The 11,625-nt window shown below is 43.2% G+C and carries 15 protein-coding genes and 2 pseudogenes; 3 read left to right on the forward strand and 14 right to left on the reverse strand.

The genetic code is table 11. The annotated features are described in order from the left end of the window. A pseudogene (locus tag G589_RS22440) lies at positions 1-175 on the forward strand (IS110 family transposase); the annotation flags it as partial. Between the two features lie 162 nt (positions 176-337). Here the strand turns inward: G589_RS22440 and G589_RS0113320 are convergent. From G589_RS0113320 to G589_RS0113345, 6 genes are all read right to left on the reverse strand, one after another. After that, positions 338-634, reverse strand: coding sequence for a HigA family addiction module antitoxin (locus G589_RS0113320; protein WP_026522485.1), 297 nt, complete (start codon positions 632-634; stop codon positions 338-340). A 102-nt stretch (positions 635-736) separates the two neighbouring features. After that, positions 737-1,174, reverse strand: a complete 438-nt coding sequence (locus tag G589_RS0113325; RefSeq protein ID WP_026522486.1) for a hypothetical protein — start codon at positions 1,172-1,174, stop codon at positions 737-739. A gap of 155 nt (positions 1,175-1,329) precedes the next feature. Beyond that, positions 1,330-1,527, reverse strand: a complete 198-nt coding sequence (locus tag G589_RS0113330) for a hypothetical protein (RefSeq protein ID WP_026522487.1) — start codon at positions 1,525-1,527, stop codon at positions 1,330-1,332. A 15-nt stretch (positions 1,528-1,542) separates the two neighbouring features. Further along, entirely contained in the window at positions 1,543-1,770 is a 228-nt protein-coding gene (locus tag G589_RS0113335) for a hypothetical protein (RefSeq protein WP_026522488.1), read from the reverse strand. 101 nt (positions 1,771-1,871) lie between these two features. Continuing rightward, positions 1,872-2,549, reverse strand: a complete 678-nt coding sequence (locus G589_RS0113340; protein ID WP_026522489.1) for a class I SAM-dependent methyltransferase — start codon at positions 2,547-2,549, stop codon at positions 1,872-1,874. Between the two features lie 53 nt (positions 2,550-2,602). Further along, the gene (locus tag G589_RS0113345) at positions 2,603-4,006 is read right to left on the reverse strand and encodes an RNA-guided endonuclease InsQ/TnpB family protein (protein WP_026522490.1); all 1,404 of its coding nucleotides are present in this window, start codon (positions 4,004-4,006) and stop codon (positions 2,603-2,605) included. A gap of 96 nt (positions 4,007-4,102) precedes the next feature. On the opposite strand from G589_RS0113345, the gene tnpA reads away from it, so the two are divergent. Beyond that, positions 4,103-4,588: an IS200/IS605 family transposase gene (tnpA, locus tag G589_RS19995; protein ID WP_051192390.1), complete on the forward strand. Its 486-nt coding sequence runs from the start codon at positions 4,103-4,105 to the stop codon at positions 4,586-4,588. A 248-nt stretch (positions 4,589-4,836) separates the two neighbouring features. Here the strand turns inward: tnpA and G589_RS0113355 are convergent. From G589_RS0113355 to G589_RS0113370, 4 genes and pseudogenes are all read right to left on the reverse strand, one after another. Continuing rightward, positions 4,837-5,154, reverse strand: a pseudogene (locus tag G589_RS0113355) (carboxymuconolactone decarboxylase family protein); the annotation flags it as partial. A gap of 1 nt (position 5,155) precedes the next feature. Continuing rightward, positions 5,156-6,211 (reverse strand): aldo/keto reductase, encoded by a 1,056-nt coding sequence (locus G589_RS0113360; RefSeq protein WP_026522491.1) that lies wholly within the window; start codon positions 6,209-6,211, stop codon positions 5,156-5,158. A gap of 18 nt (positions 6,212-6,229) precedes the next feature. Next, positions 6,230-6,772, reverse strand: a complete 543-nt coding sequence (locus G589_RS0113365; protein WP_026522492.1) for a flavin reductase family protein — start codon at positions 6,770-6,772, stop codon at positions 6,230-6,232. 44 nt (positions 6,773-6,816) lie between these two features. Then, the gene (locus tag G589_RS0113370) at positions 6,817-7,434 is read right to left on the reverse strand and encodes a TetR family transcriptional regulator (RefSeq protein WP_026522493.1); all 618 of its coding nucleotides are present in this window, start codon (positions 7,432-7,434) and stop codon (positions 6,817-6,819) included. 188 nt (positions 7,435-7,622) lie between these two features. Between G589_RS0113370 and G589_RS0113375 the strand changes: the two genes are divergently transcribed. After that, a complete protein-coding gene (locus G589_RS0113375) occupies positions 7,623-8,579 on the forward strand; it encodes a succinylglutamate desuccinylase/aspartoacylase family protein (protein WP_026522494.1) in 957 nt (318 codons plus the stop codon). Between the two features lie 18 nt (positions 8,580-8,597). Here G589_RS0113375 and G589_RS0113380 read toward each other — a convergent pair whose 3' ends face one another. The 4 genes from G589_RS0113380 to G589_RS20000 are packed head-to-tail and all read right to left on the reverse strand — an operon-like array spanning position 8,598 to position 11,623. Then, complete coding sequence (locus tag G589_RS0113380; protein ID WP_026522495.1) at positions 8,598-9,338, reverse strand: DUF4198 domain-containing protein; 741 nt, start codon at positions 9,336-9,338, stop codon at positions 8,598-8,600. A 20-nt stretch (positions 9,339-9,358) separates the two neighbouring features. Then, positions 9,359-10,120, reverse strand: coding sequence for a class I SAM-dependent methyltransferase (locus G589_RS0113385; protein ID WP_051192391.1), 762 nt, complete (start codon positions 10,118-10,120; stop codon positions 9,359-9,361). 38 nt (positions 10,121-10,158) lie between these two features. Next, entirely contained in the window at positions 10,159-10,899 is a 741-nt protein-coding gene (locus G589_RS0113390; protein ID WP_026522497.1) for an ABC transporter ATP-binding protein, read from the reverse strand. A gap of 1 nt (position 10,900) precedes the next feature. Continuing rightward, positions 10,901-11,623, reverse strand: coding sequence for an ATP-binding cassette domain-containing protein (locus tag G589_RS20000; RefSeq protein ID WP_035776143.1), 723 nt, complete (start codon positions 11,621-11,623; stop codon positions 10,901-10,903). Positions 11,624-11,625 lie beyond the last annotated feature (2 nt).

Below are 11,625 nucleotides of genomic sequence, written 5' to 3' on the forward strand. Positions count from 1 at the left end.
GTTTAACGCCACTATTTACGTCTGCCATTGGGATTCGACATTCAATGCTTACCTTGCAAAAAAGCGAGCCGAAGGAAAGCACTACTATGTTGCTGTATCCCATGCAACGAAGAAGCTCGTGAGACTGATATATCAGCTTGAGAAATCTCATCAGTCATACAACAAAGCAGCTTAACTAATTCCATACAAATCTTCTTTCAAGAGCATCTAAAACGATGCTCTATTTGTCATGCAGTTTTCAAGGTGCTGAATACGATGAATAAGTCATCGTCGCTATATTTAAAACATTTCTGTTTTAAAACATTTTTATTGACTTTCTTTAATAGTTAGTCTTGTGTCAACCTTCTTTTACTGCATTACGAGGAAAAGGAATAACATTTGATGGCTCGTTTTGCTGAGCAATCCATAAAGTCAGTTTCTGTTGCATATTCATCCAGCTCTCTGGAGAGGTATTAGTTGCCTTGCTTATCCTTATCGCCATTTCAGGACTGAGAGATGCCTTCTCATTAACAAACTCAGACAATGCTTTTCTGCTCACTCCAAGCATCCTTGCAGCATCAGTAACTGTTAAATTTAACGGTTTCATTACATCTTCCAAAAACACACTTCCGGGATGTGTAGGTCTTCTAGTCATATCTCTTTCCTCCTTCCTCAGTGATAATCCATATAATCTACGAGATAAGCATCTTCGCCTTCAAAATATAACCCGTAACGTTACAGGTGTCAAATCACCTTTCTATTTTTTCTTTTTCAATTCATTAAACTTATTCATATATACTGCAGCTCTGCAATAGAACTTTAACTGCTCTTCTCCGTCTTTTGTTATCGTGGCTCTCTCAATCCCCTTAGCTGTACCTTTTTTTACTGCTTCATTGAACATCTTGCCAAGGCGTGCCCTAACCTGTGCAGGAGATTCCTTGATATCATTCTCGACAAGAATCTCGCTTACATCAGAAAAAGTTGGTAAATCCGACAATGTAAACTCTTTATCCATTTTCTTGGCTTCCTTGATCATCTCTCCCACTGCTACTGTATAGTCGTATGTAGTTCTCTTACTGAATTTCTCTTCAAGCATCCCATAAATGTAATAGTTAACTGTAATGTTCTCTTTCTTGGCCGCTCCCTCAATGCGATCATATAAATCCTGCGGAAGTGACAGATTAACTCTTGGCATATTTTCATCCTCCTATGAGTGTTGTGCAATACTGTTATAATTATTCTATGAGTGTTGAACACATATGTCAACAATAATTTTTGGCATATAAAAAACTCCTCTTAGGAAAAATCTGTATATCCTAAAAGGAGTCTAATATAATCATGCTCAAACCATCATTTATAATCAGCTGACACATCCAAAAAGTCCCTGTCTCCATTGATATAATCTGCGTATGCTGTCTCTGCGTCTTTTCCGCGGAAAACTTTGCAGAGTCCACACATATCGCAGTCTGCGATGCAGGGAAATCTCTCTTTTATATATGCTCTGCGCTCTTCTGCCGTAGAGTCTTTTATCTCGGGTGCACTTCTCATAGGCCTTAGGTCCTCTTAGTGAATCTGTCTGTCCTGGCGGTACTTCTCCATGTATTCCATGTTGATTTCGCGTATCTCTTTTTTGCCATCAATATAGTCCTGATAAATATCCCACGGACTTCCTCCGCCGAGCCAGCAGGACGAACAGTTCTCGCATCCGCCTCCGCAGTCGAGGGAGTTCTTTATTATCTGTTCGCGTTCTTCTTTTGTTGTGTCTTTTATCAGGATTGATTTTCTTTCCATTAGCATCACCCTCGTGGACATGCCATGAACCTTTAATATGCCTCAGCTTCATTATACCAGCTTTAACCCTGTGTGACACCCTTTACTGTATTATCCCTTCCTCACTTCCTACACTTATAATACGCAATTGATCCATCCGTGTGGCACTCGACCTCAGAGTACAGTTTGTGAAGGACCTTGAGCAGATTCTCTTCAGTAAGAAACGGCGGTGTGAACCAGCCTTTCTTTGTCAGTATGTTTTTTACCAGCCAGTCAGTACGCCCTGATTTTCCTTTGATATAAAAACATCCGATGAAGCTTCCACCCTTTTTCAGGACACGGTACGTTTCACGAAACGCTTTTTTCTTGTCCGGAAAAGCATGAAAACCATTCATGCTAAGAACCACATCACATTTTCCGTTTTCAAACGGCAGCTTTCCTACATCCCCTTGAACAAATGAAATATGGCTGCAGTCACTGAGCCTGCCTTTTGCCTGATCCAGCATATCTTCGCTGTAATCCAGGCAGATGATATTTGCCTTAGTCAGGCTCTTCCACTTCTTCTCTGTAAATACCGCAGTGCCTACAGGAACATCCAGAATCGTTCCGTCAAAGTCTTCGGGAATATATGATAATATCTTGTTTGCAACCTCGATATCATCAGTTCCGCTCCAGAAGAAGTTTATATAAAGTTTGCTTAAAAAGCTGCCCTGGGTAAGTACGTTGTCATAGATATTCTTAGAGGCATGGTATGCGCTCTTTATCCTATCATCCCCAGCTCCAAATACCGATATATTCATACTTTGGCCTCCATGAACTCCCCTCACCGACTCCACGTCGGAAAGGGTTTCTGTTATGCCGCATGGCAGCATGAACCTGTAGGATGCTCTATGCATCCTGCAGAACAGGGCATGTCCACTATGCCCCTATCCCATTGGCTTACCTTTGGGAATACTTTCCTTAAGATGTTTGCAGCTCCATTTATGTCTGCATTTGTTATTGTACCATCGTAGTGCCTGTATAGCCCTCTCTGTATCCTTTTTCCTGAAAAAGAGTAGCTTTCAGGGCTATTCTTTTTATACACAGGGATATAGTCCTTTGCAAGATAGTCTGCCTTGGATGTGTAGCTTTCTTCTGTGAGGACAAATCTTATACCATATTCAGCAAGTTTGTATCTGAGCATGTCTGCAAATATCAGCATTGGTATCTGCACAAAGTTCTGGTTATTGACATGTCCTATACCTATCTCTTGTTTCTGGTATGTATTATGTCCCATCACTACAACGTCCACATGGTTATCCCTTGCATAGTCTGCAAGCTGTCTGCTCACCTTATGGAACTGATCCTTTATCCTCCTGTTCCTCTTTTCAGTAAGAGCATTCATCTTTCTTGTCCTGTACCTGTTGTTACATATCATGGCACAGGAAGAGAGTCTTTTCATCTCTTTGTTGTAAAACTGGTTGATTGACTTGATCCCCCCTCCCTTTATCACAAATGGTCTTGCACCAAAAGTGTTTGCTACAGCAGCTATGTTGTCTGTTCCCGGGTCGATAGCCATCACCCTCAGGTCCTTCAGATCCGCTACCTCCGAAAGCTCAGAGAGGATATCCTTATCAGCCATGGGGATTATCCCTTTATCAGGCACTGAAAGGACTACATCCAGGACAAAACTGTTTCCGCCGGGCTTTATACGTACTTCCTTAAGGCGCACTTCTTCCGAGAGCTGGCCAAGAGACAGCCTATCCTTTGTCCCCGGAAACTTTAGATACCCATCCTTGATCCTGCATATCTGATTAGTCAGGACAGCTGTCTTGAATGATCCCTGTGACATATATCCCGGCATCTTGGGGCGACCAGTAAATGCCCCAGGATTCCTGCCATATACTTTTACAGCTTCAAAGAAAGACTTATAGTCTCTGAGAAGAAGTTTCAATATCTGCTGATTAGCCTGCGCTGGAAGGGCATAGTATGCCTTATCCCTTGTAACCTTCAGCAGATGGTCCAATGCATTGTATGATAGCCATTTGCTATCACCAAGATATTTAGTCCCTGAAAGGTTCTCCCTTACAAGTCTGTACACTATCATCTGATTTGGAAAAAGAGGCTTGAACTCAGCCATTGAATCAACTGATGACGAATACTGCCTTAAGATGAAATTTGCCCTGTTGTACAGAATGGCTGATGATCTGCAGATATCCCTGCAATAGTCATAGAGTATGTGGTTTTTGCTTATCCGGTATTGCCTTGTTCTGTACACGGTTGAAAGTTCCTTATCAGTATTCTATAGTTAGTATTATAGCACACTTTTCAGAAATAAGCAAACGTATGTTCTCTTTAGATATGGAGTAAATTTATGCAAAAATCAATAGCAGAATCAGATATCCTGAACGAGTACAGAAGAGGCTCACATTCCGTATACAAACTTACTTACCATGTGATCTTTGTAACCAAGTATAGGAAGAAAGTGATCACAGATGAGATCGGTGATTTCATGAAGAATTACGCCGCTTACCTCTGTGGACGCATGAACAGCGAACTCATTTCCGTTGAGACAGATGTCGATCACATGCATCTGCTGATCTCCATGCCACCTGATGTGGCTCCTGTAAAACTCATCAACTCGTTAAAATCACAGCTATCCAAAGAAGTGAGAAATACATATAGAACACACGTTGAGAAATACCTCTGGGGAGATTCACCTTTCTGGAGTGCAAGTTACTTCTGTGCCACTACAGGAAGTGTTTCTCTTGATACTGTTAAGAAATACATTGAAGATCAGCGAACAGAAGAACACAAACGTAAATACATTAAGACGGGGAAATACAAAAAGAATAGCTAGTGCGATTCATCCCACAACCGATTTCATCGGAAGGGGTTTTCTCGCACGATGTTTATAATCACAACATGTACCCGGCAATAACATGAGCGTTTTACCGGACATATTCCCCATTTCTTCAAATTGCATTTTTCATACTCCTTTTGGCTTATTAGTTAGCGCATGCTAACCAAAGTATATTTTACTACTTTGACGCCAAATTCCAAGTAGCATAGAGCTATCGTCAGCTCTTTCAGTAACCTTTATTCGTTCCATATCTCTTTTGCCAGGCGGAATACTGCCCATCCCTTCGGCCAGCCAACGTACATGGTGGCATGGGTGATGATGGCTGCGATCTCTTCCTTGGTAACGCCGTGTGCCTTGGCATTCTGAAGATGGTACGAAAGAGATGAATCCGTGATACCTGAAGCCATAAGCGAAACTACAGTGATTATGCATTTTGTCTTAACATCAATCGCTTCTTCATTCCAGACTTCCCCAAAAAGGACGTCATCATTTAAGTGCGCAAACATTGGTGCAAACTCACCAAGCTGCTCTCTTCCTGCTGTCTGTACGATTTTCTCTGCCATCTTATTTCTCGCCTCCTAATATTTTCTGTGCGCCTGTAGTCCACACGTGTTTTTTCGACGCATCAGTTCTTTTATTCTGTGCCATAACACCTGCCAGCGAATGAGGAACATATGGCTCTTCAAGGTACTTAAGTTCCTCGTCTGAAAGTTCCAGATCCACTGCCTTTGTTGCGTCTTCGATGTGGTGAAGCTTGGTTGCTCCGCACACAGGAGCTGTCACCTTGGTCAAGAGCCACGCCAGCGATACTTCTGTCATTGTGACGCCATGCTTCTCTGCAAGTTCTGCCACGCGACCTATGATCACTGCATCCTGCTCTGCTGTAGTATCATATTTAAACTTCGCATAGGTGTCCTCAGCTGCGCGCTTTGTATTGCCTTCGCCGGGCTTTCTTGAAAGTCTTCCGCTTGCCAGTGCACTGTAAGGAGTAAGCGCGATATTCTCTTCTTCACAATATGGAACCATCTCGCGCTCTTCTTCACGGAAAATAAGATTGTAATGGCCCTGGATTGAAATAAATTTAGCAAAGCCCTCTTTTTCTGCCAGCGCATTAGCCTTGGCAATCTGCCATGCAAAGCAGTTTGAAATGCCGATATATCTTGCCTTACCTGCTTTCACGATGCGGTTTAAACCATCCATAATGTCATAGAGGTCTGTATTCCAATCCCACATATGATAGATATACAGATCCAAATAGTCCATTCCAAGATTCTGAAGGCTTGTGTTTACCATGTTCTCAATATGCTGCTGGCCGGATATTCCTTTTTCAATTTCTTCCGGTGTTCTGGGAAGAAATTTTGTGGCAACAACTACATCTTCACGCTTTGCAAAATCCCTAAGAGCACGGCCGACGAACTGCTCGCTGGTTCCGCTCTGATAAGCTATCGCGGTATCATAGAAATTAACGCCCAAATCGAGACCTCTTTTGATGATCTCTCTGGAATGCTCTTCATCAAGTGTCCAGCTGTGCTGTCCCTTTGTAGCATCTCCAAATCCCATGCAGCCCATGCAGATACGTGATACGTTTAAGTCTGAATTACCAAGTTTTGTGTATTTCATCGTCGTGCTCCTTTCTGTCTACTGCATCTTTCCACAGTTTCCGACCTTGTCTCCGGTAACGAAATACTCATAGGTCGGGAATTCAAACAATACCGGTTTAAAGACATGGTAATTGATCTTGTCCTGTTCATTCAAAACAGCTTCGTCTGCATATGTCGCAAGAATCTTGCAGATAAAGTTGTCAAAGTTTTCCAGTTCATAGTTTCCATCGACTTCGCATTCAATGGATACCTTTGCTTCATCAATGATAGGAGCTCCATTTTCACCCATAGTCCATGCAAAAGCTTCGGACTTATCTTCTTTGTTTCCGCTGATTGTTCCCATCTTGTCTGCCTTGGCAAGCCATGACTCATCAACTACATTTACGGAAAGCTTTTTGTTCTCGCGGATACCATTGTTGATATAGTGAGCCTGTACCAGAGATACCATCAGGTGACTGTGCGCTACTGTTCCGGCATGAGCCACAAGGGTCCATGTAGGTTTATCATTTACCATTGCCCCAACTACGATCACAGGGCTGGGATATAATGCAAGTGTTGCTCCAATATTTTTCTTTGACATATTATTCTCCTTTTCTTTGTTGTTTTGCATGAGTTTGCCTTGCTTTACAAAAGCTTCAGCAGACAGTTATTGGTTATCTCAAAAACGGACTGATATACATAGTCCACATTTGCCTGTTTCATGGCTTCCTGCTGCTTGTCTGTTACAGCAGTGTATGGATATATACCAAACATAAACGGGAAAAAGACATATATGATATCCCGGATCTCTTTTTCCGATTTCTCAGGACAGAACTTGGTAAGTATCATGCCCACGTTCTTCAGTGACTGACCATAAGCCACCTTAAAAGATATGAGAAGTTCATGCCTGCTGTTTGCCTCCATGTCGTAATTGTTCATGGCAAGGAGCTTTAAGAGCTGTATTCTGTTTGCGAGGGACGATGCAAGTTTCTCAGCGATCTGCTCCTTCGTAAGGCTTTCATTGTCCTGAAGGATAGACTCAAGTTCCTCATTCCATCTCACATACTCACGTTCAAACAGCGCAAGGAATATCTCCTCTTTTGTCTGGAAATAGTTATATATGGTGGGTCTTGAAAAAGAGGTTTCGCTCCCGATCTCTTTAAGTGTTATGTCCTTAAAGCTCATGGTTTGATAGAGTTTCTCGCAAGCGTTTATGATTTCTTCTTTTCTTGCTGCGGTTCTTTCTGGGGATCCTTTTGGCATATCTGTACTCCATATTTCCTATTCTGACACCGTGTCAATTTGAATTATATAGTTATTCTGACATCGTGTCAAGATACATCCCTAAAGTTTATTCTCTTTTTATAATCTTGCAAACAGCAACCCCCCGGGGGGCTTGAAAGCCCCTCTCATATCATGATAACCTTGCCTCTGAAGCGAGGTTTAAGACTATGGAAAAAATCAGTATAGCCGGACACGAACTTACCTCCGGCAAGACGATAAAAGATCATATACATGTCGGCGGAACTGAGATACACATTCCCCACATCATCATCTGCGGAGAAAAGCCGGGCAAAACCGTTCTTGTCACAGCTGGCATTCACAACGCAGAATATGTCGGCATTCAGGCAGCTATTGAGCTCTCTAATGAGATTTCTCCCAAAGACCTTTCAGGAAATCTTATCATCATCCCCTTAGCCAACAGGTCAGGTTTTGAAAACAGAACCATGTCCCTTGTTTATGAGGATGGCAAGAATCTCAACAGGGTATTCCCGGGAGACAAGGATGGTTCAGCCGCCGATCGCCTGGCAAGCCTTCTGTTTGATGTTTTTATCAAAAACGCTGATGCTTACATTGACCTGCACAGCGGAGACGGATACGAGACTCTTATCCCCTACGCATACTACGTGGGAGCTTCTCCTGCCAGCGATATTGCAAAAAAGATGGTAGACTGCGTCAACGCCTCCTACTGCGTAAAGAGTACCTGCACCACCGAAGGCGCCTACAACACAGCCTCCATGGCCGGAATCCCCAGTGTTCTAATAGAGCGCGGTCAGTTAAGCCTGCTTCCAAAGGATGAGGTACAGGCAGACAAAGAGGATGTGCTGAACATTTTGAAATTCCTTGGTCTTATTGAAGGAGAGTACAAGACATATCCCAAGACAGAACTCAGAGAATTCAGTGATGATGCCCCATTCACCGGCTGCTGGTATCCGGAGAAAAAGGTGGGAGAGAAATTTTCAAAAGGTGATATATTTGGTGAGATAAGGGATTACTTTGGAAGCCCCCTTCACACAGCCATTGCCGATACTGACGGAGTTCTGATCCACCAGTGCTCGTCTCTTAGCATAATCAAGAATGGTCCCATGGTGACCTACGGAGTAATACAAAAACAGGATGCATGTTAAACGCATCCTGTTTTTGTATTACCTTTTAACGTATGTGAATGTTGAAGCTATCTCTTTGCTGTCATAGATTCCGGGAATCCCTTCCGCCAGCGGAGTTCTTGTAACGGCCATATACACACCCTTTTTCTCCACTGAGAAGAATATCCTGCCTTCCTCATCTGTGTTCAGGATTCTCTCAAAATACTCTTTTCCATCATAGAACACAACAACTACCGTGGATCCCCTAAGCGGGAATTTGTCGTGAATAAGCTTTAAATGAAGCACATCGGTGTCTGCTTCCCAGGGATCGGGAACGAAGCTTACTCTGGACTCATGGATAAATTCGGGAGTTCCCTTCTTATCTCCAACGGTTATGTTTGTCACATATATCTGAGGATAGTTCTTGGCATCAAGAATATCAGGATATGTCCTTCTGTCGCCCTCGTAATACACGTCTTTTTCATCTCTTACATAATTGTTGTCATAGATACACATAAGGGTGTAAATGCCCTCAGAAACTGGCGTAAAGCGAAGCTCATAGTAGTCTCCCTGCTCATCGCCCGGGCCCTTTACCGGTGTTATTGCTATTCTGTTTCCTTTTTCATCTGTGGCAAAGGCTCTTATCTCATCAAGGCGAAAGAATCCGTCCGGCCTCATGTGATGTCCCCACCTCATTATTCCGCAGACTTCTTCCCCCGGCTCATATACACTCTTGTCAGTGATTATCCAGGCTTCGTGGCCATATACCATCATATCTGTAGTATCAATTCCTCTTCTCATCTCAAACTCCATTCATATTATTAGACTATTGCTTTCTGCGCCTTTACCAGAAACATCCTGTCAGGCATATAAAACTGGTCTTTCTCGCTATAGAGTCTGTCTCCCGCCCCAAGATCAGTAACTATATTTTCATAACCGATTTTTTCAAGCGCAGCTTTGTCCCACTCCGGTCTGTCCAAAGTGCTGATAGATAACATGTGGTAAATATTGTGGCACTCCTCTACCATGGCGTCGGTCACATTTTTGTGGGCAAGGTTTTGCATCTGATCATAGTGATGAAATCCCTTTGCATACTCCGCATCATACACAAGCAGCATTCCTCCCGGCTTTAACACTCTGTGCCACTCCATGTAGGCTTCCACCGGATGCGGAAGTGTCCATACAAGATTTCTATTTATCACCAGGTCAAAAGAGCTATCGGCAAAATCCAGTTTTTCTGCGTCCATAACCATAAGGCGCGCCTTTGCTCCATGGCGCGAAAGCAGCTCTTTTCCCTTCTCGATCATCTCAAGCGTAAGATCCACCCCAGTCACATCAAAATCAAAATCCGACAACACCATTTCGAAAAAGCCGGCTCCGCATCCAACGTCCAGAACAGACAACTTATCATCAGCTGAAAAGTGCCTTAAAAACTCCGCCTGCCACAGCTGTTTTTTCCTGCTGTGGATCTCCTCGTGTTTGTGCTCACTAAAGCTCTCAGCTCTCTTTGACCAATAGGTCACTACTTTATCTTTGATATCTTCAGCTTCCTCCTCAAAAGGAATCTGCATAAGTTTAGTCATATTACTACATATACCCCAATTATCTTTCTAATACTAAGTTATTCGATCAGATTCTCGAGTAGTTCTTTTGTGTACTCATGTTGTGGATTCCCGAGGACTTTACCGGTCTCTCCCTCTTCCACACACTCTCCGTTTTTCATTACCATTATCCTGTCGCACAGCATGCTCACCAGAGCAATGTCGTGGGAGACAAATATGATCGACACCCCTTCTTTTTCCCTCAGCTGCTGCAAAAGAGCTACTACCTGGGCCTGAGTTGTAACATCCAGCGCACTTGTTGCCTCGTCGCACAAAATAATCCCGGCATCAGAACACAGTGCCCTTGCAATTGACATTCGCTGGCACTGTCCTCCGGACATGCTTCCTGCCTTTTTCTCCAAAAGACTCTCATCAAGCCCAACGGCCTCAAGGATTCGTGACAGTTTTTCATGGTCACAGCCCTTTGTAGCTTCCACAACGGCTTTTTTCATCTTCATTCTTGGGTCAAAAGACATCTGGGCATCCTGAAATATCATCTGCAGAAAAGTTCCGGCAAAGGCCGGCGACTTACCTGTATACTCTGTTCCCTTATAATAAAGATTTCCACTATCAGGCTTTTCCAGGCAGCTGACATGACGAAGAAGGGTGCTCTTTCCACTTCCGCTCTCGCCGACGATTCCAAGGATCTCTCCATTTTTCAGGAAGAAACTCACATCCTTTAAAGCCTGTAATTTTTTGCCTTTATCAACGTAGCTTTTATTTAGATTTTTTCCTTCTAAAATTATATCTGAATCCGGCATATCAGCTCACCTTCAGTCTTGGTACGGCCTTCAAGAGATTCTTTGTGTACTCGTTTTGTGGATTCTCCAGGATCTCTTTTGCAGGGCCATACTCAAGCATCCTGCCACTTTTCATGATTCCAATGTAATCAGCCATTTTGGATGCAATACCCAAATGGTGGGTAACCATCAAAATGGTAGTACCCTTTAGTTTGTTGATCTCAAGAAGCTGCTCCACAACCATCCCTGCTGTTTTAACATCCAGGGCGCTTGTAACCTCATCGCATAATAAAATTCCCGGCTCCAAGAGCATTGTTGTGGCAATGGCCATACGCTGGTTCATGCCCCCTGACAGCTCATAAGGCCTTGATGCAAGCGCTCTTTTAGCATCATTAAGTCCCAGGATTTGGAGTGTATTCTCAACTTCATCTATTTTAAAGTCGATGTTATTACTTTTTAGCGCCTCCATTATCTGTGCCTTGTAAGTCCTTATGGGATTAAAAGATCCACCGGGATTCTGAGGCACAATGCCAAGTAAAATGTCTTTTTTAGTCTCTATACTTCCGCATGTTTTAGTCACGCCTCCAAAGCCATGAATAGCCTTAAGAAGCGTAGATTTACCGCTTCCGCTCTCGCCGACGATACAGACTCTTTTACCTGCTTCCACATCAAAAGAGATATCATTTATAACACTCTCATCGCCATAGCCGGCAGAGAGATTGTTTATCCTAAGTATTGTATCCATGC

Source organism: Butyrivibrio sp. VCB2001, assembly GCF_000423965.1.
Classification (GTDB): Bacteria; Bacillota; Clostridia; order Lachnospirales; family Lachnospiraceae; genus Butyrivibrio.

Bases quoted from the DNA above. Each gene is read 5' to 3' on its own strand.
- G589_RS0113320 (WP_026522485.1), bottom strand. From the start codon at position 634: ATGACTAGAAGACCTACACATCCCGGAAGTGTGTTTTTGGAAGATGTA.
- G589_RS0113325 (WP_026522486.1), bottom strand. From the start codon at position 1,174: ATGCCAAGAGTTAATCTGTCACTTCCGCAGGATTTATATGATCGCATT.
- G589_RS0113330 (WP_026522487.1), bottom strand. From the start codon at position 1,527: ATGAGAAGTGCACCCGAGATAAAAGACTCTACGGCAGAAGAGCGCAGA.
- G589_RS0113335 (WP_026522488.1), bottom strand. From the start codon at position 1,770: ATGGAAAGAAAATCAATCCTGATAAAAGACACAACAAAAGAAGAACGC.
- G589_RS0113340 (WP_026522489.1), bottom strand. From the start codon at position 2,549: ATGAATATATCGGTATTTGGAGCTGGGGATGATAGGATAAAGAGCGCA.
- tnpA (WP_051192390.1), top strand. From the start codon at position 4,103: ATGCAAAAATCAATAGCAGAATCAGATATCCTGAACGAGTACAGAAGA.
- G589_RS0113360 (WP_026522491.1), bottom strand. From the start codon at position 6,211: ATGAAATACACAAAACTTGGTAATTCAGACTTAAACGTATCACGTATC.
- G589_RS0113365 (WP_026522492.1), bottom strand. From the start codon at position 6,772: ATGTCAAAGAAAAATATTGGAGCAACACTTGCATTATATCCCAGCCCT.
- G589_RS0113370 (WP_026522493.1), bottom strand. From the start codon at position 7,434: ATGCCAAAAGGATCCCCAGAAAGAACCGCAGCAAGAAAAGAAGAAATC.
- G589_RS0113375 (WP_026522494.1), top strand. From the start codon at position 7,623: ATGGAAAAAATCAGTATAGCCGGACACGAACTTACCTCCGGCAAGACG.
- G589_RS0113380 (WP_026522495.1), bottom strand. From the start codon at position 9,338: ATGAGAAGAGGAATTGATACTACAGATATGATGGTATATGGCCACGAA.
- G589_RS0113385 (WP_051192391.1), bottom strand. From the start codon at position 10,120: ATGACTAAACTTATGCAGATTCCTTTTGAGGAGGAAGCTGAAGATATC.
- G589_RS0113390 (WP_026522497.1), bottom strand. From the start codon at position 10,899: ATGCCGGATTCAGATATAATTTTAGAAGGAAAAAATCTAAATAAAAGC.
- G589_RS20000 (WP_035776143.1), bottom strand. From the start codon at position 11,623: ATGGATACAATACTTAGGATAAACAATCTCTCTGCCGGCTATGGCGAT.